Here is a 25,375-nt window from a genome sequence, read left to right as displayed (position 1 = left end):
ACGGAGCCGCGCGGAAGCGTCTCCAGGAAGGGGCGCAGATGCCTCACCTCGCACCAACCAGCGCGAGCACCGTGCTCGCTGCCGGCACCGACACGGTCGATCCGTCCGGTCCGGTCTCGCAGCTCGTGATCGCGGCGCTCATCGGCATCGTCGTGATCATCGTCCTGATCACGTGGCTCAAGATCCACCCGTTCATCGCGCTGACGGTCGGCGCGGTCGGCGTCGGCATCGGCGCGGGACTCGCACCGGACAAGGCCGTGACGAGCTTCGGCGTCGGTTTCGGCGCGACCATGACGAGTGTGGGCATCCTGGTCGGGCTCGGGTCGATGTTCGGCAAGATGCTCGTCGACTCGGGCGCCGCGGACCGGGTGGTGGACACCCTCGTCCGGAAGTCGTCGAAGGCGGCGCTGCCGTGGACGATGGCGCTCATCGGCGCACTGATCGGTCTGCCGATGTTCTTCGAGGTCGGCCTGGTGCTCCTCATCCCGATCATCGTCCTCGTCGCCAAGCGCAGCGACGTGCCGATCATGAAGATCGCCGTTCCCGCCCTCGTCGGTCTGTCCACGATGCACGCGTTCGTCCCGCCGCACCCCGGCCCGCTCGTCGCGATCTCCACGGTCGGTGCGAACCTCGGCACGACACTCGCCTTCGGCATCGTGCTCGCGATCCCGGTCATCATCCTGGCCGGCCCGGTCTTCGCCCGCTTCGCGGCCCGCTGGGTCGACATCCCGGCACCCGACCTGTTCGGCTCGCGTGGCAGCGACCCGGCTCACGAAGGACGGGAGGCCCGGCGCGGCCCCGCCACGCAGGACACCGCGTCCCTGCCGAACGGCAAGAGCGACTTCACCCGCGTCATCAGCGAACCGCGCAGCCCGTCGTTCACGGTCGCGCTGATCGGCATCCTGCTGCCGGTGGTCCTCATGCTCGCGCAGGCGATCCGCGAGGCGACGATGCCCGACGCCGCTGGTGCCTGGGTGAGCCTGCTCGACTTCCTCGGTTCGCCGATGGTCGCGATCGGACTCGCAGCGCTGTACGCGATCGTCTTCTTCGCGATCGGCGGCGGCATGGACCGTTCGGCCGTGTCCCGGTCGCTCGAGAGCGCGCTGCCGCCCGTCGCTGGCGTGCTGCTCATCGTCGGCGCGGGCGGTGGGTTCAAGCAGGTCTTGATCGACACCGGGATCGGCGGGGTGATCGCCGACGCGGTGAAGGACTCCGGGATCTCGGTGCTCCTCGTCGCATGGGTCGTCTCGGCGGTGGTCCGTGTCGCCACCGGTTCGGCCACGGTCGCGACCGTCACGGCTGCCGGCATCATGGCCCCGATCGCGCAGGACCTGTCGTCGCCGGTGGTGTCGCTCCTCGTGCTCGCGATCGGCGCGGGCTCGGTGTTCCTGTCGCACGTCAACGACGCCGGGTTCTGGCTGGTGAAGGGGTACCTCAACACCACGGTGGGGCAGACGTTCAAGACGTGGACGGTGCTCGAGTGCCTGATCTCGGTGTTCGGGTTGCTCGGCGTCCTGCTCGCGGGGGTGTTCATCCGATGAGCGAGCTCGACGCCCGCGTCCTCGTCGTGATGGGGGTCTCCGGATCCGGCAAGTCGACCGTGGCCGAGATGGTCGCGAAGCAGCTCGGGTGGGACTTCGCCGAGGGCGACGCGATGCACCCGCAGGTGAACGTCGACAAGATGCACGCCGGGATCCCGCTCGACGACGACGACCGTTGGCCGTGGCTCGAGGTCGTCGCGAGCTGGATCCGCGACCACCTGGACTCCGGCACGAACGGTGTCGTCACGTGCTCGGCGCTGAAGCGCTCGTACCGTGACGTCCTCCGGGCGCCCGGCGTGGTGTTCGTGCACGTCGCCGGCGACAACTCCTTGATCGAGGACCGGATGACGGCCAGGTCGGGGCACTTCATGCCGACGTCGCTCCTGGCGTCGCAGCTCGCGACCCTGGAGCCGCCGCAGGACGACGAGGCGCACATCACCGTCGCCGCCGACCGCACGCCGGAGGAGGAGCGCGACGAGGTGATCGAGCGGCTGGGGCTCTAGGCTCGTGGTGTGAGCGAAGATCACGTCGAGTCTGGGGCGCAGGGAGCGATCGAAGAACCGCACGACGCATCGTGGAAGGGGCCCCGTGCGCTCAGCGCATGGGTCCTCATCCCTGTGACGATCATCTTCGTGGCAGCTGCCGTTTGGCTCCTCTGGAAAGCGCCCGCGTACGCGCTCCGGGAGTGGATACCGGGGAAGTTGGCTCCTGAGGATCTTCAGCGGGCGCTGCTCCCCGCGACGCAGTCCGTCCTCTTCGTCCTCGGCGGCTTCATCGCCGTGATCGGCGTGGTCGTCGGACTTTCTCGGCACCGGCAGGAACTCGCAGCTGCCTCGCGGGACCGTGCACGCTTCGAGTTCGATCGCCAGAAGGAGCGGGACCGCGCGGGTGAAGCTGGGCGCCTGCTGCGCGTCGAGACGGAGCGGAAGCTCCGCGAACGGTTCGTGGGTGCGGTCGAGCTCATGGCGGACGGACAGTCGGCGATCAAGCGCACCGCCGGGCTGTACGCGATCGCGAGTCTCGCCGACGACTGGGCGGGGATCGATCAACCGGGCGAGCGGCAGGCCTGCATCGACGTGCTCTGCGCGTACCTCCGTTCGCCGGTGATGACCGGTTCGGATGCGGATGCGGAGACCAGTGTCCGGACGACCGGATTCGCCCTCATCCGCTCGCACCTCCTCGGGAGTCCCGCGCGCTGGAGGGGATGCCGATTCGACCTGACCGGCGCGAGGATCGACTACGAGGTCGACCTCCGTGACGTCGACCTCGGCGACCGGGCGCTCCTCGACTTCACGGATGCGCGATTCGACGGGCACGGGCGACTGCTGCTGCGTCGGGCGTTCGGCGACGGCGAGATCGTCCTGAAGGGTGTCGAGGTCTCCGTGGACCTCGTCCTCGAGAAAGCGGTTCGGCCGACGATCGACCTCCGCGAGGTGCTGCTCGACGATGCGTCACTGAACCTCGACGACCTCAAGCTGTTCGGCCGGCCGTCGTTCGACAGCGAAGGGGCGGTGCTGACGAGTACCTTCGTCTTCTTGGATGGAGTCCGACTGACCAAGTCCGCGCTCTTCGAGTTCCGACCATCGTCGATGTCCAGTGGCGTCCTGCAGATGACCGATCTGCGACTCAAGGACGAGTCCGCGGTCGTCTTTGACACCACGCGGTATTCCGGGGATGCGGCGATCGAGCTGTCGGGAATCCTCGACGACGATTCTGCGGTCACTATCGGCGTTGCACGGGGAATTCGCATCGAACCGGAGCCGAAGGACGAGATCACCTTGCAGGATCGGACACGATTCGCCGTCCGAACCTTCGTGTGTCGCGATCGGAGCCGCGTCGACATCCGAGGTGTGACGGTCGAGGCGGGCGCCGAGTTCGACGCCGAGGCTGCTGTCCGAGCGGAGCGGGGGAACACTTCGGTCACCGGTGTCGAAGGTGCTGGGTCGATACGCATCTCCTAGCGGTCCGCCGCACGGCCGGTCTCGACCCGATCAGGTGAACTGGATCGGGGTACCGACCGGCAGCGCCGCGAGGGTCTTCGTCATCTCGGCGGAGATCCGCACGCATCCGTGCGAGCTGCCGGTCGGGTCCGGGTAGTAGTGCAGCGCCGTCAGTGCGGCGTTCCCCCCGTACGACGGGATGCGGGAGGAGTGCGCCCCGGTCAGGATGATCGGGTTGCCCTGCGTGTAGGTCACCCGCGCGTCGACGTACGCCGCTTCGACGTAGGTCGCCGTGTCGGTCGGGGTCGGGTCGTCCGGTGTGCCGAGCCGTGCCGGCTCGCTCGCCACGACCTGGCCGCTCCGGGCCACGACCGAGACGGTGTCCGACGCGACGTCGACCCGGATCGTCCGGTCCGTGTCCACGAGGCTGAAGTCGGCGGCGCGGGCCCACGCGAACGTCGCACTCGGGGCGTCGGACACGCCACCGTCACCCGGCGTGCGGTTCCGCGCCGGGGTCGACACGAGCAGCATCCCGCCGTCGACGCCTGCGGAGCGACCCCACACGGCGGTGGCGGCGGGGAGCTCCACCGTCGACACCGTCGCCGAGAGCGTCCCGATGGGTGCAGCGTCGGCGTCCGGGCTGGCGTACAGCGCGACGAGCTGCTCGTTCGGGGTCGCGATCTGCCAGCCGTTCTCGGGGTGGACGTCCGAGCCGTCGAGGAGCCCGGGGATCACCGCGTCGTGGAACGCGAGCGGCAACGCCGCGAGTTCCGCCGCCGACGGTGCCGCAGGCACGGCGGCGGGGGTCGGCGTCGGCGTCGGCTGCCGGGCGGCGGCGGTCGTCGGTGGGCTCGCCTGGTCGCGGTCCGGCACCAGGACGAGCCCGACGCACACGACGGTACCGACGAGGGCAGCACCGGCCACACTCGTCACGATCCACGTCCGCCGTCGCACCACGGGCCTCCTGTCCGGTCCTAGCGTTCCGTGACGCGGCCGGCCTCGACACGCCACTGGCGGTCCAGCCGGACCGTCTCCAGCATCCTCCGGTCGTGCGTGACCAGCAGCAGCGTGCCGTCGTACGAGTCGAGTGCCTGTTCCAGCTGCTCGATCGCCGGCAGGTCGAGGTGGTTCGTCGGCTCGTCGAGGACCAGGACGTTCACGCCGCGGGCCTGCAGCAGCGCGAGGCCGGCGCGCGTGCGTTCGCCGGGGGAGAGCTCGCCGGCCGCGCGGCCCACGTGGTCCGCCTTGAGACCGAACTTGGCGAGCAGGGTCCGGACCTCGGCGGTGGCCAGCTCCGGCACGAGTCCCTCGAACACCGCGGCGAGGGGCTCCGTGCCGGTGAACAGCCCGCGGGCCTGGTCGATCTCGCCGACCGCGACGCTCGATCCGGTGCTCGCCGTCCCGGCCGTCGGCGACTGCTTGCCGAGCAGGGCGCGGAGCAGCGTCGACTTGCCGGCGCCGTTGGGGCCGGTGATGCCGATGCGGTCCCCGCCGTCGACCTGCAGCGACACCGGACCGAGGGTGAAGTCGCCCTGCGTGAACGTGGCGTCGGACAGGGTCGCCACGACCGCGGAGCTCCTCGGCGCCTGGCCGATCGTGAACTCGAGCTGCCACTCCTTGCGGGGCTCCTCGACCTCGTCGAGGCGTGCGATGCGGGACTCCATCTGGCGGACCTTCTGCGCCTGCTTCTCGCTCGACTCCGAGGCCGCCTTGCGCCGGATCTTGTCGTTGTCCGGTGCCTTCTTCATCGCGTTCCGGACGCCCTGGCTCGACCACTCCCGCTGCGTCCGGGCCCGCGACACCAGATCCGCCTTCGTCGACGCGTACTCGTCGTAGGCGTCCCGCTTGTGCTGGCGGGCGATCTCGCGTTCTTCCAGGTAGGCGTCGTAGCCACCGCCGAAGAGCCGGTTCGACGACTGCGCGAGGTCGAGCTCGAGGACGCCGGTGACCGACCGCGCGAGGAACTCGCGGTCGTGGCTGACGAGGACGACCCCGCCGCGGAGGCCCGTGACGAACGCCTCCAGCTTCGCCAGACCGTCGAGGTCGAGGTCGTTGGTGGGTTCGTCGAGCAGGACGACGTCGAACCGGGACAGCAGCAGCGCTGCCAGTCCGACCCGTGCGGCCTGACCGCCGGACAGCGACGTCATGAGCGCGTCCGTGTCCACCGTCAGCCCGAGGTCCGCGAGGACGGCCGGGACGCGCTCGTCGAGGTCGGCCGCGCCCGACGCGAGCCACCGGTCGAGCGCGGTGGAGTACCGGTCGGCGGCGTCCGCCGGGGCATCCGGGTCCCCGAGGGCAGCCGCGGCGGTGTCCATCTCCGCGGTCGCCGCGGTGCAGCCGGTCCGTCGTCCGAGGTACCCGGTCACGGTCTCCCCGGCGACCCGCTCGTGTTCCTGGGGCAGCCAGCCGACGAACGCGTCGGCCGGGGCGAGCGACACGGTGCCCGCGAGCGGCTCGTCGACGCCCGCGAGGAGCCGCAGCAGGGTGGACTTGCCGGCGCCGTTCACGCCGACGACGCCGATCACGTCCCCGGGGGCGACCGTGAGGTCGAGCCCCTCGAACAGTGTGCGTGCGGCATAGCCGCCGGCGAGGCCCTTGACGACGAGCGTGGCGGTCATGGTGCAATCGTCCCATGGACGCATCAGTGGCCGTGGTCGGGCCGGGAGCCATCGGGACCGTCGTCGCCGCAGCACTGCACGCCGCCGGTCGGACGCCGCTGTTGTTCGGTCGGACGGCTCGGGACCACCTGGAGCTCGTGGACGCGTCCGGGCGGATCGTGGTGCCCGGGCCCGTCCAGACCGACCCGCGCGCCGTGACGGACCCCGTGGACGTCGTGCTCCTCGCTGTGAAGGCGACGCAGGTACCAGCGTGCGCGCCCTGGCTCGCCGTGCTCTGCCGACCGGGCACCGTGGTGTGCGTGCTGCAGAACGGGGTCGAGCAGGTCCGCTCCCTCGCGCCGCACGTCGCGGGTGCCGACGTCGTGCCGTCGGTGGTCTGGTTCCCGGCCGAGACGCAGCACGACGGCACCGTCTGGCTCCGTGCGACGCCGCGGCTGACCCTGCCGGACGGTCCCGGTACCGGAGCCCTGCTGCGCGCGCTGGACGGCACACGGGTCGAGGTCGACGTGGCGCAGGACTTCACGAGCGTCGCGTGGCGGAAGCTCCTGCAGAACGCCGTCGCCGGCCTCATGGTCCTCACCGGGCGTCGCGCCGGGATGTTCGCGCGGGACGACCTCGCGCGGCTCGCGCACGACTACCTGCGCGAGTGCCTGCTCGTCGCCCGCGCGGAGGGGGCGGACCTCGGCGACGACGTGCCCGACGCACTCGTCGAGCAGTTCCGGGGCTCGCCCGTGGACATGGGGACCTCGATCCTCGCCGACCGGATCGCGGGGAACCCGCTCGAGTGGGACGTGCGGAACGGCGTGGTGCAGCGACTCGGAGCGGCCCACGGCATCCCCACACCCGTGAGCCACGTGCTCGTGCCGCTCCTCGCCGCCGCGAGTGACGGACCGGGCTGATCCCGTGGCAGGATCTCCGGTGTGCTGACCGCGGTGTTCCTGCTCGTCGCCGGGGTCCTCGCCGGTGTGATCGGCACCGCCGGCGGCATCACGTCGCTCGTCGCCTACCCCGCGCTCCTCGCCGTCGGTGTGCCGCCCCTCGCCGCGAACGTCACGAACTCGGTCGCGTTGCTCGGCAGTGGTGCGAGCTCCGCCCTGCGCGCCCGATCGGACCTCGTCGGACACGGCCCGACCCTCCGGCGGTGGATGCCGATCACGGTGATCGTCTCCGCGGCGGGCGCGGTGCTGCTGCTCCTCACGCCGTCGCACCTGTTCGACCGGATCGTGCCGTTCCTCGTGGCGGCCGGGTCGGTGCTGCTCCTGGCGCAGCCGTGGATCGACCGGCGGCGCGGATCGGCCACGATGCGGCCAGGGGTCGCGACGACGAGCGTCTCGGCGGTCTCGCTCTACAACGGGTACTTCGGCGCGGGGTCCGGCGTGCTCATGATCGCCGTGATGCTCCTGGACGGGGAGCCCGTGCTGCACCGGGCGAACGCGCTGAAGAACGTGCTCCTGCTCGCGGCGGACGTCCTGCCAGCGGTGGCGTTCGCCCTGTCCGGGACCGTGGTGTGGGCGATGGTCTGGCCCCTCGGCATCGGGGCGGTCGTCGGTGGCCTGATCGGACCGAGCGTCGCGCGTCGCGTCCCGCCGACGCCGCTGCGCATCGCGATCGCCGTCTGCGGGTTCGTGCTGGCCGTGTACCTGTTCGTCGAGGCGTGACGCGGGGCCGTTCCGTGTCAGCGTCGGGCGTCCGCCGGCACGCCGGGATCACCGGGTCAGCGTCGGGCGTCCGCCGGCACGCCGGGATCACCGGGTCAGCAGCTCGATCCACTCCGCGCGCTCGGTGAGCAGGCGACGCTGCCGCGCGCGACCATCAGCGGTCGAGTGCTCGTCGCGTCGGCTGAACCGCAGGAGGTCGAGGAACACCACGGCCACGCAGGCACGGAACACCACCGGTTCGGCAGCGTCCGTCCCGGCGGCGACGATGCGCACGAGCGCGTCCTGGTCGACCCGGTCGTGGCTCAGCAGCGTCGCGAGGTCGAACGCTCGCGGCCCGCTACCGATCGCCTCGACGTCGACCACGCCGCTGACCGAGCCCCCGTCGAACAGGACGTTGGCCGGCCGGAAGTCCCCGTGCACCATGTCCGTGCGCGGCCACGTGGCGCGGTCCGCGTCCAGGAGGAGTCGGTCGCAGACGGCGAGCATCGGCCTGGGCGCGCCGGACTCCGCGCGGAGCCGTTCCCGACCCGCTCCGATCTGCTCCTGCAGGAAGTCCGTCCAACAGTGCTCCGGCGACGGGTCGATCCCGGCCTGCGACTCGACGACCGCGATCAGCGCCTCCGCCGTCGCCGTGTCCACGTCGTCGGACGTGTGCCCTGGGCACCACTCCTGGATCTGGTAGCCGATGCCCGCTCTCGTCGTTCCGGCGGTGAGCCACGCCGGCGTCGAGTAGCCCGCGTGCCGAGCGACGTCGACCGCGCCCCGGGCGGCGACGATCCGCGCCGCCCACTCCGCGTCCGCCGTCGTCTTCAGGACGGCGGCGGAGTCGTCCTCGGCACGGACCAGCCAGGCGCCGGTCTGCCGACCACCGTCGAGCCGTTCCGCGAGGTGCCAGCGCCGCCCCGTCACGGCCGACGCGTCGCGGAGCGCTGCCTCGGCCTGTGCGCGGTCCGTCGTCATCGGCGCACGCGTTCCACGATCGTCCGGGCGACCGCCGGCGCCGGGGTCGTGGTCGTGTCGACCACCTCGGCCGCGCCGCCCGTGCCGTTCAGCCATACGATCACGGCACCGACGCTAGCGCGACGCGGGTCGGGAAACCGGGACGTCGACGATCCGCTCGGCACCGACGACCGGGGCGAGCGTGCCGGCCGACGTGGCTGCGAGGTCCGCCACGAGGGTCGGGATCGCCGGCGCGGGGACCCACAGTTCGAAGGTCGCGGCCGTCCCGTACCGGGTCTCCGCCAGCGTCGCGCCGTGGTGCCGCACCCAGTCGCGCAGCACGTTGTCGACCCGCCCGGCATCCGCGTGCTGGACGTCCACGGTCACCGACGTCAGGGCTTCGCGGCGGACGGTCTCGGCACGGTCGAGTGCTTCGGACACCGACGTCGAGTACGCGCGGACGAGTCCGCCGGCACCGAGCTTGACGCCGCCGAAGTACCGCGTCACGACCGCCACGACGTCGGTCAGCTCGCGGCGTCGCAGGACCTCGAGCATCGGCACGCCAGCGGTGCCGGACGGTTCGCCGTCGTCCGAGGAGCGCGCCTGGTCACCGAGGACGCCGGTCACCATCGCTGTGCAGTTGTGCCGCGCGTCCCAGAACCGCTTCCGGACCTCGGCGATCGCCTGGTCCGCCGCGTCCGGGTCGGACACCGGGACGACGGTGGTGACGAACCGCGACTTCGTGATGACGATCTCGTGCTCGACCGTGGCCGCGATCGTGGACGGGTAGCGGCGGCTCACCCGTCAAGCGTACCGGCGCGGGGGTCCCGCTCAGCGGCGGGCAGGGACGAGGACCAGGGCGAATAGGCTCGGGAACCGTGTTCGAACTCCACCACCTCTCCGCGCAGGAACTCTGGGAGTGGATCCGCCGCGGCGACACCACGGCGCGCGAAGCGACCGAGCACTTCCTCGCCCGCATCGAGCGGTTGGACCCGGGACTCGGTGCCTTCGTGACGGTCACCGCGGACGCCGCGCGCGAACGAGCCGACCGTCTCGGCCACCTGGTGCCGACGTCGAGACCGCTGTGGGGCCTCCCGTCCGGTGACAAGGACCTGTACGACCGCGCTGGCGTGCCCACCGGATCCGGGACGGCGTCGTTGCCGGAGCGGCCGGCGACGGCCGACCACCCGCTCGTCGCGGCGCTCGACGCCGCCGGTGCGGTGAGCCTCGGCAAGACGGCGAGCCCGGAGTTCGGGATGTCGTCGTCGTCCGAGACGGTGCGCGGTGTCACGCGCAACCCGTACGACACGAGCCGGGCTCCTGGTGGGTCGTCGAGCGGCGCGGCGGTCGCGGTCGCGGCGGGACTGCTGCCGGCGGCGGTCGGCTCGGACGGCGGGGGATCGGTGCGGATCCCCGCTGCCGCGACGGGCCTCGTCGGGCTGAAACCGAGCCGGGGCCGCGTACCGTCGATGGCCGGGCGCTCGGGCGTGGGCGGGCTCTCGGTGGCCGGGCCGCTGACGCGCACCGTCGCGGACGCGGGCATGTACCTGGACGCGCTCGTGGCGCCGACGGGCCTCGACGAGCCCGCGCCGTACGCGCTCGTCACACCGGACGTCGGTGACGGGCCCTTCACCGCGGCGGCCGTGCGTGGCGAGGGGCGGTTCGTCCTCGGCGTGCTCGACGGGTCACCGTGGGACGACACGGTCGACGTCGTGGTCGATCCGGCGGCACGGGCGGCTGTGGACACCGCACTCCGGGCGCTCGGCGAGCTCGGCCACGGCATCGAGGACGTCGCCATGCCGCGCGTGCCGTACGCGTCGGCGTTCCGGGTCGCATGGGAGAGCTCTGCCGCGCGGCTGCCGTCCTTCCCCGGCATCGACCTGTCCGCGCTCACCCCGCTGGTGGCCTGGCTGGTCGCCAGGGGCCGGGCGCTGACGGGGACGCAGGTCCTCGACGCGATGACCGCGCTCGACCTGTTCTCGACGACGCTCATCGGCGCGTTCAGCCGCTTCGACGCCGTCGTCACGCCGACGCTCGCGCTCACCCCGCGTCCGCTCGGCTGGTACGGCGAGGACCCCGAGGAGGACTTCCGCCGCCAGTGTGCGTACTCGCCGTGGACGTCGATGGCGAACGTGGCGGGGCTCCCGGCGATCACGCTGCCGGTCGGGGTGACCGAGGACACGCACCCGGACGGCGGTGGGCTCCCGATGGGCGTGCAGCTCATCGGCCGGCCGGGTGGGGAGCGCACGCTGCTGGCGCTCGGCGCGCAGCTCGAGCGGCGCATCCGCTGGCAGCGGAGGCACCCGCCGGTCTGGTGAGGCCGGTCGGCACCGGCCCCGCCCGCGGACGCACCCAGACGGGAGGCTCGTGGCGGCCCCGCGCCGACCCTCCCGTCCGGCCCGTGTCAGGTGCTCCCGCCGCTTCGGTCTCGGCTCCCCGCCGGTCGGGTCTCGGCTCCTCGCCGGTCGGGTCGGCTCGTGACTGGTCACGACATCCCGTTGGTTGATCGTCGAGTGGTCGGGGGCCGTCGTCTGCGCTGCGCGCGGCCGACGACGTCCGACCACTCGACGTACGTGAGCGGGGTGTTGTGACCAGTGGGCGAGGGGCCAGGGGGCCAGGGGGCCAGGGGGCGAGGGACCAGTGGGCGGGCGCCCGCACGCCCGCGCGCCCGCGCGCCCGCGCGCTACGGGAGCGTGGGGGCGGCGTCGACCAGCGCGCGGGTCAGCGGGTGCGCCGGGGCGTCGAGCAGGGACACCGGACCGTGCTCGACGATGCGGCCGGACGACATCACCGCGACCGAGTCGCACAGCCGCTGCACCACGCCGATGTCGTGCGACACCAGGACGAGCGTCAGCCCGAGTTCCGCGGCGAGCGAGTGGAACAGGTCGATCACCCGCGCGCGGACGACCACGTCGAGGGCACTCATCGGCTCGTCCCCGAACAGGATCCGCGGCCCGTGCACCACCGCCCGGGCGATCGCGATGCGCTGCCGCTGCCCACCCGAGAACTCGTGCGGGTACCGGTCGGCAGCGTCGGCGGGCAGGTCCACCCGCGACAGCGCCGACGCCACGAGCGCCGCGTGCGACCCCGGGATCCGGAGCGCGCGCAGCGGCTCCCCGACGATCGCCCCCACGCGCATCCGCGGGTCCAGCGACGAGTACGGGTCCTGGAACACCACCCCGGTCTCGCGACGGAACCAGCGCATCGCGGCCGCGGACCCGGACGCGGTCACCGGACGACCGCCGGCCGACACGGTGCCTGCGGAAGGGGCCTCCAGTCCGGCCAGCAGGCGGACGAGGGTCGACTTGCCGGAACCGGACTCCCCGATGATCCCGAGCCGCGCAGCGTCGGGCACCGTCAGGTCCACGCCGTCCACGGCGGTGCGGACCGGGCCGGGCTCGAACGGGCCGCGGCGGGGGAGTCGGTACGTGCGGTGCAGTCCGACTGCTTCCAGGGCGGTCACGTGGTCCTCCTCGCGGTGGCGCGTGCGGCATCGACGAGTGCGCGCGTGGCGGGGTGCTGCGGGGCGGCGAGGAGGTCGGCGACCGTTCCCGTCTCGACGACCCGGCCGGCATCGAGCACGACGGCCGTGTCCGCGATCCGGGCGAGCACGGCGAGGTCGTGCGTGACGAACAGCACGGAGACGTCGAGTCCCTCGAGCAGGTCGAGGATCCGCGCCTCGGTCGTGACGTCGAGCGCCGTCGTGGGTTCGTCGGCGACGAGGAGGTCCGGCCGGCCGGCGATCGCCATCGCGATGCAGATGCGCTGCCGCTGCCCACCGGAGAGCTGGTGCGGGTACTGCCGGAGCAGCGACGCGGGATCCGGGAGCCCGACCTGCTGGGCGAGTTCGACCGCTGCGCGGTCGGCGGCCCGCCGGTCGAGTCCGCGGTGCAGTCGGAGCGGCTCGGCGATCTGCTTCCCGACGCGACGGAGCGGATCGAGCGCGGTGCCCGGCTCCTGGAACACCATGCCGATCCGCGCGCCGCGGAACGCGGCACGCGACCGGTCGGGCATCCCGACGAGCTCCTCGCCGTCCAGCCGGATGCTGCCGGTCACGTCGGCGCCGCTCGGCTCCAGGCCCATCAGCGCCAGCGACGTCATGGACTTGCCGGATCCGGATGCGCCGATCACGCCGACCCGCCGGCCGGGAGGCACGGTGAACGACACGCGGTCCAGGACCGTCCGCCCCGTGATGCGGACCGACAGGTCACGCACCTCCAGTCCGCCGGCCGCGGTCGCGTCAGTGGTCGCTGCGCTGGTCGCGTCGGTGGGCGTCATGCGATCCCCTCGGTCCCGGTCACCCGTGCGGAGTCCGTGCCCGGCACGGGGTCGGTGCCCGGTGCACGATCGGCGTCCCGCGCGGCGTCGCCCGTCGTCAGGCGCGGGTCGGAGGCGTCGCGGATGGCGTCGCCGAGCAGCGAGAGCGCCGCCACGACGAGGGCGATCGCCGCACCCGGCCACGTCGCGCTCCACGGGTGCACGCCGATGTACGTCTGCAGGTCGGACAACAGGCTGCCCCACGACGCCGTCCCGGAGCCCGCGCCGTAGCCGAGGTAGGACAGGCCCGCCTCGGCGAGGACCGCGGTCGCCATCGCGAGCGAGAGCTGCACGGTGAACAGCGGCGCGGCGTTCGGGACGAGGTGCCGGACGAGCACGCCCCACGGGCCGACGCCGGACGCCTTGGCTGCGACGACGTAGTCGCTCCTGGCGATGCGACGGATCTCCCCGCGGGCGACGCGGGCGATCGTCACGCCGAACGCCAGGCCGACCGACACGATGACGACGCCGAGCGACCCGCCGAAGATCGCGGTGAGGAGCATCGCCGTGAGCAGCGTGGGGAAGGCCACCAGGATGTCGAGGAGCACGGCCATGCCCTCGCGCACCCACCGCGCGGTGAGCGCCCCGATCGCCGTGAGCACGATGCCGACGACGCTCGCGATGACCCCGGACCCGACTGCGACGATGACGGTGGTGCGGGTGCCGGCGAGCAGGTAGCTCGCGATGTCGCGCCCGACCCCGTCGGTGCCGAACCAGTGCGCGCCGCTCGGCGGCTCCCACTGGTGGAACGGGTCCGTGCGGAACGGGTTCTCCGGCGTCCAGAACAGGGACACGACGGCGAGCACCACGAGCAGGCCGAGCACGACGACGGCGAACACGCCCGTCGGTCGGGCGACGATGCGGCGGAAGGCCGTCACGACGCCTCCCGCTGTCGGGGGTCGAGCGCACGGTGGACGACGTCCACGGCGAACCCGACCAGGAGCACCAGGCCGGTGAGGACGAGCAGTTCGGATTGCACCTTCGTGATGTCGCGGCGGCCGACGTCGGCCACGAGCATCCGGCCGACGCCCGGCAGCGAGAACAGCTGCTCGACGACGACCGCGCCGACGAGGAGTCCGGCGATCTGCACGCCGAGGACCGCCAGCACGGTGAGCGCCACGCTCGGCAGGCCGTGCCGGACGAGCGCGCCGTTCCGGGTCAGCCCGATCGCCGCAGCCGTCCGGACGTGGTCGGCGTCGAGCACCGACAGGGTGGCGGAGCGGGTGAAGCGGAGGATGACAGCGCCCTCGACCGCACCGATCGTCAGCGCGGGGAGCACCAGCGACGAGAACGCCCGTCCGGGTTCCGACCAACCGTCGAGCGGGAAGCCCTGCGTCGGCAACCAGTGCAGCGTCACCGCGAAGAGCGCGACGAGCAGCATCCCGGCCCACACGATCGGGACCGCGGCGACCGCCTGGGCGACGAAGGCGATGACCGCACCGCCCGCCCGTCGACGGAGCACGGCTGCGACGACTCCGAGCGGGACGCCGAGCACGAGGGCGGCGGCGAGCGACATGCCAGCGAGGGGGAGCGTCACGCCGAGCTTCTCGGTGATCTCCGGAGCGACTGCGCCGTCGGTGACGAGCGACCTGCCCAGGTCCCCGCGGAACACGCCGCCGATCCAGTCGAGGTACTGCACCACCACCGGGCGGTCGAGGCCCAGTTGCTGCCGGAGCTCCTCGACCTGCGCCGGGGTGGCCTGCGTGCCGGCGACGATCTGCGCGACGTCGCCGGGCAGCACGCGGAGCGTGGCGAAGATGATGATGCTCGCCACGAGCAGACCGACGACGAGCAGCAGCAGTCGCCCGACGAGGAACCGGGTCACGGAACGATGCTAGTTGGCTCGGTGCTCACTTCACCGCGAGCTTCGAGAGGTCGAAGCGCGAGTTCGTGCCGTCGAAGGGCACCCCGGTGACGCCCTTCCGGACGGCCGTGATCGACGTCGACGTGTACAGCCACTCGCCGGCCGCGTCCTCGCTGACGATCTTCGCTGCCTTCTTCAGGTCGGCCGCCTTCTCGTCCGCGCTGGTCGCCGCGACCGAGTCTGCGTAGAGCTGCTGCACCTCGGCGTTGTCGTACCCGAAGTAGTAGTCCGGGTTCGCCCAGTTGCCGAAGTCACGGGCCTCGACGTGGTCGACCATCGACAGCTGGAAGTCCTTCTTCTCGAAGACCTGCGAGAGCCAGGTGGCGAAGTCGACGCGCTTGACCGTCAGGGTGATCCCCACGTCGGCGAGCTGCGACTTCAGCACGTCGCCGATGGTCGACGGGTAGATGTTCGCGTAGGTCAGCGTGAGGTCGAGCTTCGGCGAGCCGGCCTCGGCCAGCAGCTTCTTCGCGTTCGACGGGTCGTACGCGTCGATGTCCGTCAGGTCCTCGTAGCCAGGGTCCAGCTGGGGGATCGGCCCGCCCTGCTCGACGCCCGTGCCACCGATGGCCTTGATGATCGCCTTCGAGTCGATCGCCTGCCGGATCGCCTGGCGCACCCGCTTGTCGGTGAACGGCGCGGCCTGGTCGTTGAACGCGAGCGTGTACTTGTCGGTCGTCTTGCCCGTGTGGAGCGTGATGTCCGACGAGTTCTGCAGCTGGCTCTTCAGCGTGCCGTCGACGGCGGTCTGCACGTCGAGGTCGCCGTTCGCCATCGCGTTCACGGCCGTCGAGGGCTGCGTGATGTACCGGAAGACGATCTTCGCGACCTTCGCCTTCGTGCCCCAGTAGTCCGCGTTCCGCTCGAACGTCAGGGAGTCGCCCTGCTTCCAGCTCGCGACCTCGTACGGTCCGGTGCCGTTCGCGGTGCCCGAGCGGTCGTTCTTCGCCGCCTTCTCCAGCACGAGGCCCGAGCGCCCGGTGAGGTTCCAGAGCAGGTCGGAGTCCGGCTTCGACAGCTTCAGGACGACGGTGTCCGCCGAGGGTGACGCGATCGACGAGACGTTCGCGAGCTTCGCCGAGTCGACGTACGACGCGTTGTCCTTGACCTGCTGCAGCGACCAGACGACGTCGTCCGCGGTGACGGGCTTGCCGTCCTGGAAGGTGGTGCCCTTGCGGAGCGTGAACGTGTACGTCAGGCCGTCGCTCGACACCTCGTGCTTCGACGCGAGCACGTCGTGGACGTCACCGTCGGCCGTGCGCCCGACGAGGCCCTGGTACACGTTGTCGATGAGGACCTGGTCGAGCGCAGCGCCCGACTGGGTGCGGATGTCGAGGCTCGTCGGCTCGAGGACCAGGCCGACCCGGACCGTGGCGTCGGTGCCGCCGGTCTCGTTCGACGATCCGGCGCAGCCCGCCAGCGCGATGCCGGTGACGAGTGCCACGGCGGTCGCGACCATCGCGGTGCGGCGGCGGCTGCGGGGGAGGGAGAAGCTCATGGGTTGTGGGTTCCTTCCGGCGCTGGAGCGACGGTCGTCGCGCGCGCTCGGAAGAGGCTACCGGCGCGCGGGGGTTTCTTCGATCCCGTGCAACAAACCGTTACGAGCCGCCCATTCCCGGATCGCCGTCGCGAGCTCGAGCGGTGCCTGCGTCTGCACCGCGTGCCGTGCCTCGACCGTGACGATCGTCGCGTCGGGGAGTCGTTCCGCGAACGTGGTCACCAGCTTCGGGGACACGTAGCCCCGGTCGCCGCGGACGAGCAGGATCGGCACGTCGAGCGCCTCCAGGTCGGGCCAGGCGTCCGCGAACCGACCCACCGAGGAGGTCCGTCCCTCCGGCAGGTGCGGGAAGTGGTGCCGTCGGACGAGCGTGCCGTCCTGACCGAGCCGGGTGGTGTGCCTGGCCTCGCGGAGGAGCACCTGACGGTCGTCACCGACACGGGCCTCGATCGCCCGGTCGACGACCTCGTCGAGGGACGTGAACGGCGGCTCCGACTCCAGCGCCCGCGCGATCCGGTCCACGGCACGCTGGGCGAAGTCCGGGGACATGTCGACGAGCACGAGTCCGGTGACACGTTCCGGAGCGGTGGCGGCGATGCGCGCCGCGAGGATCGCACCGAGGGAGTGGCCGACGAGGACCCCCGGCGGCACGTCGAGCGCGTCCATCGCGGCGAGGACGGTGGGTGCGGTCGCGGACGCCGCGTAGTCGGCGTCGTCCCGCCAGGCCGACCGTCCGTGGCCTGGTAGGTCCAGGGCGACGGCCGGCTGGCCGACGGCGATCGCCGTCTGGTCGAAACTGTGGGCGTCGATCCCGAGCCCGTGCAGGTAGGTGAGCCGAGCCTCCCGGCCCGGCACTGCCGGATCCTGCCACCGGATCGCGGAGACCGCGCCTCCCGTCGCGGTCCGGATCTCCTGCCGGGAGGCGCGGAGCGGCTCCGCCACGCCGCTCGCGCGGGCGAGGTCGGCCAGGTCGCGGAATTCGTCGTCGGAATCGGGCACGGGCGTCAGTCTCGCAGGTGGCCGCCGCCCTGGAGTCGTTAGGTAAGGCATGCCATACTCGAATCGTGGCAGCCCGGTACCGTGTCTTCTCCGTCCGCGTGGCAGCCGTCACCTCGCTCACCCCGCACTTCGTCCGGGTGACGCTGACCGGTGACGAGCTCGGCGCGTTCTCCTCGGTCGGGCTCGACCAGCGGATCAAGGTCGTCCTGCCGATCCCGGGGCTCGGGTTCACGGACCTGCCGGACGGCGAGGACTGGTACGCGGCCTGGCGTGCGCTGCCCGACGAGGCGCGGAACCCGCTCCGCACCTACACGGTGCGCTCGTTCCGCCCGGACGCCCACGAGCTCGACATCGACTTCGTCGCCCACGGTGACGCCGGTCCCGCGTCGCGCTGGGTGTCGTCGTGCCGGGTCGGCGACGAGCTCCGGATCGTCGGGCCCGCGGTGCCGTCGTCACCGGCGGAGCTGCCGACGGGTGCCGCCGAGTTCGCGCCCGGTTCCGCGAACCGGATCCTGCTCGCTGGCGACGAGACCGCCGCTCCGGCCATCTGCGCGATCCTCGAAGCCCTCGACGTCAGCACCGTCGGACACGTCTTCATCGAGGTGCCGACCGACGCGGACCGGCTGCCGGTCACCGCGCCCGCCGGGGTCGAGGTCCGCTGGATCGCCCGGAACGGCGCATCCCACGGCGTGCGGATGACGGACCAGGTGCACGCGTGGGCATCGACGGCGGTGGCCGGTGGTGCCTGTTCCTCCTCGGACGAGCTGGTGGACGTGGACGTCGACCAGCAGGTCCTCTGGGACATCCCGCCGGTGACCGACTCGCAGCTCTACGCCTGGATCGCCGGGGAAGCCGGCTGCATCAAGGAGCTCCGGCGGCACCTCGTGCGTGGCGTCGGGCTCGACCGCAAGCAGGTCGCGTTCATGGGGTACTGGCGGCACGGCAAGGCCGAGAACTGAGCGCCGCGGCTCCGTCGGCGGTGGCTGCTCCGGCCACGGCGCTGGGCGCCAGGGGCCTGACACTCGCCTACGACGACCGGGTCGTCGTGGACGGACTCGACGTCGACATCCCCGACGGGGAACTGACCGTCATCGTCGGACCGAACGCGTGCGGGAAGTCCACGCTGCTGAAGTCGCTCGCGCGGACGCTCAAGCCGACCGCCGGCACGGTCTACCTCGACGGTGCACCCATCTCGTCGTTCCGCCCGAAGGCCGTCGCGCGCCGCGTGGCGATGCTGCCGCAGACCCCGATCGCCCCCGACGGGATCACCGTCCGCGACCTCGTGTCCCGCGGACGCTTCCCACACCAGGACCTGTTGCACCCGACGTCCGGCTCCGACCGCATCGCCGTGCAGCGGGCCCTCGAACAGACGGACACGGTGTCGCTCGCCGACCGGGCGGTCGGAGAGCTCTCCGGTGGGCAGCGGCAGCGGGTGTGGATCGCCATGGTGCTCGCGCAGGAGACCGACATCGTTCTGCTCGACGAACCCACGACGTTCCTCGACATCGCGCACCAGTACGACGTGCTCGAGCTCGCGTCGACGTTGCACACGGCCGGTCGGACCGTCGTCGCGGTCCTGCACGACCTCAACCAGGCCGCGCGGTACGCCACGCACGTGATCGCGATGCGGGCGGGGTCGATCGTCGCGTCCGGTCCGCCGGCGTCGGTCCTGACGGCGGACCTCGTCGAGGACGTCTTCGGGCTGCCGTGCGTGGTCGTCCCCGACCCCGAGACGGGCACGCCCCTCGTGGTCCCGCGCCGCCCGCGCTGAAGCGCGCTGCGCGGGTCCCGTCCGCCGCGTTCGTGCCGTTCGCCATGTGTGCCCCGGCTGGTGTGCCCCGGCTGGTGTGCCCCGACTGGCCACAACACCCCGCTCAGCTTCGGCGAGTGGTCGAAGATCGTCGTCTTACAGCCGGGCGGGCGACAGTTCGTGGCCACTCGACGAACGCGAGCGGCGAGTCACGACCACTCGCGGGCGGGCGCGGGCGGCGCGGGCGCGGAGGGACTAGCGGTAGCCGCCGTCCTCCAGGCCCGCCTCGATCTCGAAGCGGTTGCGCTGAGGATCGCGGCCGGCGACCGCGTACAGGAACGGCATGAGCATGCCGTACCGGCGCCACTGCGACACGTGGACGCGTTCGTGCCGGAGCACCCGGTCGCCGTCGTTGTCCCTGGTGAGGTACACCGACCCGACGCACGTGCCGCCACGACGGAACACCCACCGTGGCAGTCCCGAGCACACGATCACCCCGTCGACGCGGCGGATCGGGCCGGTCGACAGCGGGACGCCGATCGACAACCCGACGAGCGTCGCGAACGCCCAGCCCGCCCACGACACGGGGGAGTCGAGCAGCGGGTTGCGCATCCGCTACTCCGGGCGGCCGTAGGTCTCGAGGAGGCGCAACCAGATCTCGTTCATCGTCGGGTACGCGGGGACGGCGTGCCACAGGCGGTCGAGCGGAACCTCTCCGACGACGGCGATCGTCGCGGCCTGGAGCATCTCCGCGACGTCCTGGCCGACGAAGGTCATGCCGACGACGACCCCGCGGTCCTCGTCGACGACCATGTTCGCGCGCCCCGTGTACCCGTCCGCCTGCAGCGCGGCGCCCGCGATGTTCCCGAGCTCGTACTCGACGGCGCGGACGTTCAGCCCCTGCTGCTTCGCCTTCGCCTCGGTCAGGCCGACGCTCGCGACCTCCGGGTCCGTGAAGGTCACCTGCGGTGCCGCGGCGTGGTCGGCCGTGGCGACGTGCGCGCCCCACGGCTCGGTGTGCAGCGGCGTGCGCTGGTACCGCGCGGCGATCGCCTCGCCGGCGGCACGCGCCTGGTACTTGCCCTGGTGGGTGAGGAGCACGCGGTGGTTGACGTCGCCCACGGCGTACAACCAGTCCGTCCCCGTCACGAGCATCGTGTCGTCGACGTCGAGCCAGTCACCCGCGGTGAGCCCGACGGACTCGAGCCCGAGGTCGGCAGTGTGCGGCGTGCGCCCGGTGGCCGCGAGGACCTCGCTGGTGATGACCGTGGTGCCGTCGTCGAGGGTGGTGGTGACGAGTCCGTGCTCGTCACGGTCGACGCGCGTCGGGTTCACGCCGGTGCGGACGTCGATCCCGGACTCGCGCATGGCGTCGGCGACGAGTTCCCCGGCGAAGGGCTCCATCCCACCCAGCAGCCCGTGGCGAGCGACGAGGGTGACCTTCGCGCCGAGGGACGCCCACGCGGTCGCGAGCTCGGTGCCGGCGACGCCGCCGCCGATCACCAGGAGGCTCTCCGGCACAGACTGGGCGCTCGTGCCCTCACGGGTGCCCCACGGCTTCGCGTCCGCGAGCCCGGGGACGTCCGGCAGCGCGTGCAGCGAGCCGGTGACGACGGCGACGGCTGCACGGGCGGTGTGGGTGGTGCCGTCGACCTCGATGGTCTTCGGGCCGGTGATGCGGGCGTGGCCGCGGACGAGGTCGATGCCGGCGGACTCCAGCCAGGAGACCTGCCCGTCGTCCTTCCAGTCGCTCGTGAAGGAGGTGCGTCGTGCGAGGACCGCCGCGGCGTCGAGCGAGCCCGTGACCGCCTCTGCCGAACCGGCGAGCCGCTTCGCCGCCGCGAGCGCGTGGCCACTGCGCAGGAGCGCCTTCGAGGGCATGCACGCCCAGTACGAACACTCACCGCCCACGAGTTCCGACTCCACGATCGCGACCGAGAGGCCGCGCTTGTGGGCGTAGTCCGCCACGTTCTCGCCGACAGCGCCGGCGCCGATCACGATGAGGTCGTAGTCCGTCATGCGGCCGAGCGTACGCGGAGCGGCATGAACCGGACCGAGTGCGGGTCGTCCCCCGGGCTACGCCACCCGGGCGGCCGCGCTCAGAGCCCCGACGGCCCGCAGGATGACGCCCATGTCGTCCACGGCACGGTCCGGGTCGACCGGCGCGAAGCCGGTGAGCGCCGCACCGACCAGCCGGCGTCCGCGCGTGGCTGCCTGGATCCGCTCGACGAGCGCCGCATCGTCGATGCCGAACGGAACGGGTTCCAGGAGCCCGTCGAGTTCGGACGGGTCGAGGACGTCGAGGTCGACGTGCACGTAGACCGAGTCGGCACCGGTCGCCTCGACCGCGGCGGCGATCGCGTCGGGAGTGGCCGCGTCGACGTCGAGGTGCGCGATGCCCGCCCTGGTGACGGCGTTCGCCTCGGCCTCGTCGATGCCCCGCGTGCCGGCGAGCACCACGGACGCGGGAGCGACGGTCGGCAGCGACGGGAAGAGCTCGGTCGGACGGTCGACCAGGATCCGGAGCGCAGCGGTCTCGGCGGCGATCGGCTGGGCACGGTTCAGCGCCCGGTAGCCACTCGACCCCGAGATCCGGACGAATGCGGTGCCTGGTTCGAGGGCGACACTGCCACCGAGTGCGCTCGACCCGTCGCCACCGATGACGAGCACCGGTTCGGATGCGATCGCGGTCTCCTCCGCCACGCGCTCCGCGACGTGGAGCACAGAGGTGTAGCGAGCGAGCGCGGTCTCGAGTCTGTCGCCAGCCCCGGTCGGGACGTCGATGACGGTGGTCGCGGTGCGGGGGAGATCGGCTGCTATGGCTGCGGCACCGTCGCCGAGGCGCATCGCACGCGACGACGCCGAACCCTGCCATTGACCGACGACGAGGAACTGCATCTCCTCAGTCTGTCAGGCGGGTCCGGCGTCGTCCGCAGTGCGTGGCCGGTTCAGCTCAGAGCGTCGACGAGCCGCCGGACTTCAGCGCGGCGAGACGTGCCTCGACCTCGGCGTCCTTGCCGACGTCCTCGAGGCTCTCGAACTGGGAGTCCAGGCTGGACGACTGGAGTTCCTGCTGACCGATGACCTTCGCCTCTTCGCGGCGGACCTTCTCCTCGAAGCGGTTGAGGTCGCTCGTCGGGTCGGTGATGTCGATGTTGCCGATCGCGTCGTTGACCTTCGACTGGGCTTCGGCCGTCTTCGAACGCGCCACCAGGCTGTCGCGCTTGGACTTCAGCTGCTCGAGCTTCTGCTCCATGTTCGTGATGCCGGTCTTGAGCTTCTCGACCTGCTCGTTCTGGGTGGCCAACGGGGAGGCGTTGTCCTTGACCTCTTGCTCGGCGGCGATCTGCTTGCCGATCGCGATCTTCGCGAGGTTGTCGAACTTGTCGGCGTCCTCGCTCTTGCCCGCTGCGCGGTACTTGTCCGCCGCTGCCGACGCGTTGAGCGCCTTCTGGCCCCATTCTTGCGCGGCCTTGACGTCTTCCTCGTTGTCCTGTTCGAGCAGGCGGAGGTTGCCGATGGTCTGGGCGACCGCGCTCTTGGCGTCCGCGATGTTGTTCGTGTAGTCGCGCACGAGCTGGTCGAGCATCAACTGCGGGTCTTCCGCGTTGTCGATGAGCTGGTTGATGTTCGCCCGGACGAGCGTTGAGATGCGACCGAAGATCGACTGCTTTGCCATTGCTGTTTCCCCTTCTTGGGATGGTGGTTGTGCCGTGCGAGGTGGTGCGACTCAGCGGATCTGCTCAGAAGCGACCTCCGCCCGAGAAGCCGCCGCCGCCTCCTCCGCCTCCGCCGCCGAAGCCCCCGCCTCCGCCTCCGCCGCCGAAACCGCCCCCGCCGAACGACCCGCCGCCGTAGCTGCCGCCGCGGCCGCCGAGGAGCCCGCCGAGGATGATGCCGGTGACGAGGCCGCCGAGCTGGGCGCCGTTCCCGCCGCCCCCGCCGCCTGCGCCGGGCCACCCGCCCATGTCGTTGCCGGCTTCGTCCATCGCCGCCGCCGCGTACTGCTCGGCGGCGCGGGCCGCCTGCAGCGCCCGCTGCGGGTCGGTGGTAGCGAGCTGGACCGCGTCGTCGAGTGCCCGTTCCGCCTCGGACAGGCGGGTCCGTGCCGTCGGGCCGACGCCACCACGACGAAGCGAGATGAACTCGCGCGCCTGACTGATCCTGGTCCGGGCGTCGCGGAGCGCCGCGTCGAGCGCCTGCATCGCGCGTTGGTTCTGCTCCTCGGCACCGCGGGCCGAGGCGAGCGCGGCGTCGATGGCGGTGTTCGCCTGCGTCAGTGCGTCGACCGCGGCGATCGGGTCCTTCGGGTCGAGGCGTTCTCGCAGCACGGTCTCCGCCGTGACGACGGCCGACGCGAGGTCTGGTCCGCCGGTCTTCATGGCGCGGGCCGCCGCGACGTCGCCCTCGATGTCGAGGCGCATCGCGTCCACCCGAGCGGTCGCTTCACGGAACGACGCCTCTGCGCCGGTCGCCGACGCGCTGAGTTGCTGCACCTGCGCGAGCGCGTGCTGGGCGTCCCGGACGGCGACGACGGCTTGGCCCTTGTCACCGCTCGAGATGGCGGCGTCTGCTGCCTGCGATCGTTCGGTCGCGTACTCGAGGACCTGGCGCGCCTGGTCGACACTGTCGGCGACGGTCGCGAGCGTGCGGCCGCTGTAGGTGCTCCTGATCCGTTCGAGCGATGCAGCCGCATCGGTCACCGTCGCCGGGGCGGCGCGGACCGCTTCGCCGAGGGACACGGCCGCCGCCTCGACGCCGTCTTCCAGCGATCGGAGCTTGTCGAACGAGTCGGTCTGTTCCTCGATCGCGGCGTGGGCCTGCTCGCAGATCGCGATGATCTGGTTCGACCAGTCGGCCCGCTGCTGGGGGGAGTCCGGGATCTCGTCGTCGAGCTGCTGCTGGAACGTGAACGCCTTGCGGACGTTCTTCTGCGCGGTGGCGACGGCATCGGCGAAGGGCTTCGCGGCGTCGGGGCCGAACTGGGCCGTCGCAAAGCCGACCTCTTGTTCAGCGGTCCGGAGCTCGTCGTCGATGGTCACGAGCGCGGCACCCGCTGTGCGCTCGAGGTCCGCCAGGGACGCCTGCTGCGCCTTGGTCGCGGCGGCGGTCCTCCGCTTGTTCCGCGTCCGGATCACGAGCACGATGACGACGATCGCGACCACCACGACGAGCAGCAGGATCCAGAGCCACGTGAGGTTCGGCGGCTGCTGCGTCTGGGCGAGTCCGTTCGCGAAGGCGGTGGCAGCCCCTGCCCAGTCGTCCGCCTTGAGCTTGGGGAGCAGGTCGTCGTTGACGGCTGACTCGACGTCGCCGGAGCTGATGGAGGTCTCGTTGGTCTGCTGGACGTCGTAGTTGCGCTCGTCCACCGCGATCGAGAGCAGGATGCTGTCGTTCTGGATCTGGTTCTTGCTCATCACCGCGTCGCCCCATGCGCCGTGGTCGGTCGGGTCCGTGAACTCCGGCACGAACACGACGTAGAGCTGCGTCTTCGTCTCCGAGTAGAGGTCCTGCACCGCCTGCTCGACGTCGGACTGCTGCGACGACGTCAGCGCATCGGCGTCGTCGAGGACGTACGCGCCATCGAGGCCGACCGGCGCGGTCGCCCGAGCCGCGGTCGCCGGCGCGAGCACCAGCAGGGCGGTGATCGTCGCCGCAGCGAGTCGCGCTGCCCAGCGCCTGGACGTCCCCCTGCCCGTGGTCGACCCGATCCTGCTCGATCCGCCCTGGACCGCTCGCATCCGTCCTCCGTCCGTCGGCGGCACCGTCCCGACCGTCCCGGCGCATCCCCGGAACGCCGCGGAAGGGCGCCGTCGCCCGGAGTCTATCCAGGCAGCGCAGCACTCGTCCGGGAAGCGTCGCACCTGTGGAGAACACTCACGGGGGACGCCGTCTGTCCCCCGATCGGGGTAGTATCCGCGGTGACCGTTTCGACGACGAAAGGGGTCGACGATGGAACGAACGACCAGCACCGAAGTAGTCCCGCTCGAGGACGGCTTCCACCGCGTCTCGACGCCCGCCAGCGGGGTGATCGGGTTCGTGCGCGAGCACGACGGCCGGTACGAGGTGCTCCGCGGACGCGTGCGCCAGGCCACCCGCTCAGAGGGGCTGTACTCGACGATGAACGTCGCACTCATCGCACTGACGCACGCCTGATCACCGCGGACTCACCCAGACACCGCAGGACCTCCGAGACACCGCCGCATCCGGCGGTGTCTCGCTGTGTTCGCAGGAGGTCGGTACGCGCGGTC

Annotated in this window: 24 protein-coding genes; 9 read left to right on the top strand and 15 right to left on the bottom strand. The window is 71.8% G+C overall.

Annotated features, from left to right (window positions below; translation table 11 throughout):
* The first annotated feature begins 38 nt into the window (after positions 1-38).
* From QK288_RS13390 to QK288_RS13380, 3 genes are read left to right on the top strand one after another with little or no spacing between them, the layout of a single operon-like run.
* Complete coding sequence (locus QK288_RS13390; protein WP_281264789.1) at positions 39-1,541, top strand: SLC13 family permease; 1,503 nt, start codon at positions 39-41, stop codon at positions 1,539-1,541.
* Positions 1,538-2,044 carry a gluconokinase gene (locus QK288_RS13385; RefSeq protein ID WP_281264788.1) on the top strand — a complete coding sequence of 169 codons (507 nt, stop codon included), beginning with the start codon at positions 1,538-1,540 and terminating at the stop codon, positions 2,042-2,044. The genes QK288_RS13390 and QK288_RS13385 overlap by 4 nt, the downstream gene beginning before the upstream one ends.
* A gap of 9 nt (positions 2,045-2,053) precedes the next feature.
* Positions 2,054-3,502 carry a hypothetical protein gene (locus tag QK288_RS13380; protein WP_281264787.1) on the top strand — a complete coding sequence of 483 codons (1,449 nt, stop codon included), beginning with the start codon at positions 2,054-2,056 and terminating at the stop codon, positions 3,500-3,502.
* A 30-nt stretch (positions 3,503-3,532) separates the two neighbouring features.
* Here the strand turns inward: QK288_RS13380 and QK288_RS13375 are convergent, their stop codons facing one another.
* Both QK288_RS13375 and QK288_RS13370 read right to left on the bottom strand, forming a co-directional pair.
* Positions 3,533-4,435, bottom strand: a complete 903-nt coding sequence (locus tag QK288_RS13375) for a L,D-transpeptidase (protein ID WP_281264786.1) — start codon at positions 4,433-4,435, stop codon at positions 3,533-3,535.
* Positions 4,436-4,455: 20 nt separating this feature from the next.
* On the bottom strand, positions 4,456-6,099 hold the full coding sequence (locus QK288_RS13370) for an ABC-F family ATP-binding cassette domain-containing protein (RefSeq protein WP_281264785.1): 1,644 nt from the start codon (positions 6,097-6,099) through the stop codon (positions 4,456-4,458).
* A gap of 14 nt (positions 6,100-6,113) precedes the next feature.
* Between QK288_RS13370 and QK288_RS13365 the strand changes: the two genes are divergently transcribed.
* Together QK288_RS13365 and QK288_RS13360 are read left to right on the top strand one after the other, a co-directional pair.
* Positions 6,114-6,998, top strand: coding sequence for an oxidoreductase (locus tag QK288_RS13365; RefSeq protein ID WP_281264784.1), 885 nt, complete (start codon positions 6,114-6,116; stop codon positions 6,996-6,998).
* A 21-nt stretch (positions 6,999-7,019) separates the two neighbouring features.
* On the top strand, positions 7,020-7,757 hold the full coding sequence (locus tag QK288_RS13360) for a sulfite exporter TauE/SafE family protein (protein ID WP_281264783.1): 738 nt from the start codon (positions 7,020-7,022) through the stop codon (positions 7,755-7,757).
* Between the two features lie 87 nt (positions 7,758-7,844).
* Here QK288_RS13360 and QK288_RS13355 read toward each other — a convergent pair whose 3' ends face one another.
* Positions 7,845-8,717 (bottom strand): aminoglycoside phosphotransferase family protein, encoded by an 873-nt coding sequence (locus tag QK288_RS13355; protein ID WP_281264782.1) that lies wholly within the window; start codon positions 8,715-8,717, stop codon positions 7,845-7,847.
* 114 nt (positions 8,718-8,831) lie between these two features.
* Positions 8,832-9,497 carry a YigZ family protein gene (locus QK288_RS13350; RefSeq protein WP_281264781.1) on the bottom strand — a complete coding sequence of 222 codons (666 nt, stop codon included), beginning with the start codon at positions 9,495-9,497 and terminating at the stop codon, positions 8,832-8,834.
* 77 nt (positions 9,498-9,574) lie between these two features.
* Between QK288_RS13350 and QK288_RS13345 the strand changes: the two genes are divergently transcribed.
* Entirely contained in the window at positions 9,575-11,014 is a 1,440-nt protein-coding gene (locus tag QK288_RS13345) for an amidase (protein WP_281264780.1), read from the top strand.
* A 365-nt stretch (positions 11,015-11,379) separates the two neighbouring features.
* On the opposite strand, the gene QK288_RS13340 is transcribed toward QK288_RS13345, so the two are convergent.
* Genes QK288_RS13340 through QK288_RS13315 form a run of 6 tightly spaced genes read right to left on the bottom strand, consistent with a single transcriptional unit; the run spans position 11,380 to position 17,374 of the window.
* Positions 11,380-12,159, bottom strand: coding sequence for an ABC transporter ATP-binding protein (locus QK288_RS13340; RefSeq protein ID WP_281264779.1), 780 nt, complete (start codon positions 12,157-12,159; stop codon positions 11,380-11,382).
* Positions 12,156-12,974, bottom strand: a complete 819-nt coding sequence (locus QK288_RS13335; protein WP_281264778.1) for an ABC transporter ATP-binding protein — start codon at positions 12,972-12,974, stop codon at positions 12,156-12,158. The genes QK288_RS13340 and QK288_RS13335 overlap by 4 nt, the downstream gene beginning before the upstream one ends.
* Positions 12,971-13,891, bottom strand: a complete 921-nt coding sequence (locus QK288_RS13330; RefSeq protein ID WP_281264777.1) for an ABC transporter permease — start codon at positions 13,889-13,891, stop codon at positions 12,971-12,973. Before QK288_RS13330 ends, QK288_RS13335 begins: the two co-directional genes overlap by 4 nt.
* A complete protein-coding gene (locus QK288_RS13325; RefSeq protein ID WP_281264776.1) occupies positions 13,888-14,838 on the bottom strand; it encodes an ABC transporter permease in 951 nt (316 codons plus the stop codon). The genes QK288_RS13330 and QK288_RS13325 overlap by 4 nt, the downstream gene beginning before the upstream one ends.
* Before the next feature lie 25 nt (positions 14,839-14,863).
* Positions 14,864-16,375 carry an ABC transporter substrate-binding protein gene (locus QK288_RS13320; protein WP_281264775.1) on the bottom strand — a complete coding sequence of 504 codons (1,512 nt, stop codon included), beginning with the start codon at positions 16,373-16,375 and terminating at the stop codon, positions 14,864-14,866.
* A 57-nt stretch (positions 16,376-16,432) separates the two neighbouring features.
* Positions 16,433-17,374: an alpha/beta fold hydrolase gene (locus QK288_RS13315; protein ID WP_281264774.1), complete on the bottom strand. Its 942-nt coding sequence runs from the start codon at positions 17,372-17,374 to the stop codon at positions 16,433-16,435.
* A 65-nt stretch (positions 17,375-17,439) separates the two neighbouring features.
* On the opposite strand from QK288_RS13315, the gene QK288_RS13310 reads away from it, so the two are divergent.
* Both QK288_RS13310 and QK288_RS13305 read left to right on the top strand, forming a co-directional pair.
* Entirely contained in the window at positions 17,440-18,333 is an 894-nt protein-coding gene (locus QK288_RS13310; protein ID WP_281264773.1) for a siderophore-interacting protein, read from the top strand.
* Positions 18,334-18,353: 20 nt separating this feature from the next.
* Positions 18,354-19,145, top strand: coding sequence for an ABC transporter ATP-binding protein (locus QK288_RS13305; RefSeq protein ID WP_281264772.1), 792 nt, complete (start codon positions 18,354-18,356; stop codon positions 19,143-19,145).
* Positions 19,146-19,379: 234 nt separating this feature from the next.
* Here QK288_RS13305 and QK288_RS13300 read toward each other — a convergent pair whose 3' ends face one another.
* The 5 genes from QK288_RS13300 to QK288_RS13280 all read right to left on the bottom strand — a co-directional run bounded on the left by QK288_RS13300 (position 19,380) and on the right by QK288_RS13280 (position 24,865).
* A complete protein-coding gene (locus tag QK288_RS13300; protein WP_281264771.1) occupies positions 19,380-19,736 on the bottom strand; it encodes a Fe-S oxidoreductase in 357 nt (118 codons plus the stop codon).
* Positions 19,737-19,739: 3 nt separating this feature from the next.
* Positions 19,740-21,143, bottom strand: coding sequence for an NAD(P)/FAD-dependent oxidoreductase (locus QK288_RS13295; RefSeq protein WP_281264770.1), 1,404 nt, complete (start codon positions 21,141-21,143; stop codon positions 19,740-19,742).
* A gap of 57 nt (positions 21,144-21,200) precedes the next feature.
* Positions 21,201-22,022, bottom strand: a complete 822-nt coding sequence (locus QK288_RS13290) for an arginase family protein (RefSeq protein WP_281264769.1) — start codon at positions 22,020-22,022, stop codon at positions 21,201-21,203.
* Between the two features lie 55 nt (positions 22,023-22,077).
* Positions 22,078-22,803, bottom strand: a complete 726-nt coding sequence (locus tag QK288_RS13285) for a PspA/IM30 family protein (protein WP_281264768.1) — start codon at positions 22,801-22,803, stop codon at positions 22,078-22,080.
* Positions 22,804-22,867: 64 nt separating this feature from the next.
* Positions 22,868-24,865, bottom strand: coding sequence for a TPM domain-containing protein (locus tag QK288_RS13280; protein WP_281264767.1), 1,998 nt, complete (start codon positions 24,863-24,865; stop codon positions 22,868-22,870).
* A 211-nt stretch (positions 24,866-25,076) separates the two neighbouring features.
* Here QK288_RS13280 and QK288_RS13275 point away from each other — a divergent pair, with 211 nt between their 5' ends.
* On the top strand, positions 25,077-25,280 hold the full coding sequence (locus QK288_RS13275; RefSeq protein WP_144765352.1) for a hypothetical protein: 204 nt from the start codon (positions 25,077-25,079) through the stop codon (positions 25,278-25,280).
* The last annotated feature ends 95 nt before the right edge of the window (positions 25,281-25,375 follow it).

Origin of the sequence: Curtobacterium sp. 9128 (assembly GCF_900086645.1) — a bacterium.
Lineage (GTDB): Bacteria > Actinomycetota > Actinomycetes > Actinomycetales > Microbacteriaceae > Curtobacterium.
Note: the sequence above shows the minus strand (reverse complement) of the source record. Positions and strands in the feature narration are given on the sequence as shown.

Excerpts from the sequence above, each read along its gene's own strand:
- QK288_RS13300 (WP_281264771.1), bottom strand. The coding sequence starts at position 19,736 with ATGCGCAACCCGCTGCTCGACTCCCCCGTGTCGTGGGCGGGCTGGGCG.
- QK288_RS13290 (WP_281264769.1), bottom strand. The coding sequence starts at position 22,022 with ATGCAGTTCCTCGTCGTCGGTCAATGGCAGGGTTCGGCGTCGTCGCGT.
- QK288_RS13285 (WP_281264768.1), bottom strand. The coding sequence starts at position 22,803 with ATGGCAAAGCAGTCGATCTTCGGTCGCATCTCAACGCTCGTCCGGGCG.
- QK288_RS13320 (WP_281264775.1), bottom strand. The coding sequence starts at position 16,375 with ATGAGCTTCTCCCTCCCCCGCAGCCGCCGCCGCACCGCGATGGTCGCG.
- QK288_RS13355 (WP_281264782.1), bottom strand. The coding sequence starts at position 8,717 with ATGACGACGGACCGCGCACAGGCCGAGGCAGCGCTCCGCGACGCGTCG.
- QK288_RS13365 (WP_281264784.1), top strand. The coding sequence starts at position 6,114 with ATGGACGCATCAGTGGCCGTGGTCGGGCCGGGAGCCATCGGGACCGTC.
- QK288_RS13390 (WP_281264789.1), top strand. The coding sequence starts at position 39 with ATGCCTCACCTCGCACCAACCAGCGCGAGCACCGTGCTCGCTGCCGGC.
- QK288_RS13370 (WP_281264785.1), bottom strand. The coding sequence starts at position 6,099 with ATGACCGCCACGCTCGTCGTCAAGGGCCTCGCCGGCGGCTATGCCGCA.
- QK288_RS13335 (WP_281264778.1), bottom strand. The coding sequence starts at position 12,974 with ATGACGCCCACCGACGCGACCAGCGCAGCGACCACTGACGCGACCGCG.
- QK288_RS13275 (WP_144765352.1), top strand. The coding sequence starts at position 25,077 with ATGGAACGAACGACCAGCACCGAAGTAGTCCCGCTCGAGGACGGCTTC.
- QK288_RS13295 (WP_281264770.1), bottom strand. The coding sequence starts at position 21,143 with ATGACGGACTACGACCTCATCGTGATCGGCGCCGGCGCTGTCGGCGAG.
- QK288_RS13280 (WP_281264767.1), bottom strand. The coding sequence starts at position 24,865 with ATGCGAGCGGTCCAGGGCGGATCGAGCAGGATCGGGTCGACCACGGGC.
- QK288_RS13385 (WP_281264788.1), top strand. The coding sequence starts at position 1,538 with ATGAGCGAGCTCGACGCCCGCGTCCTCGTCGTGATGGGGGTCTCCGGA.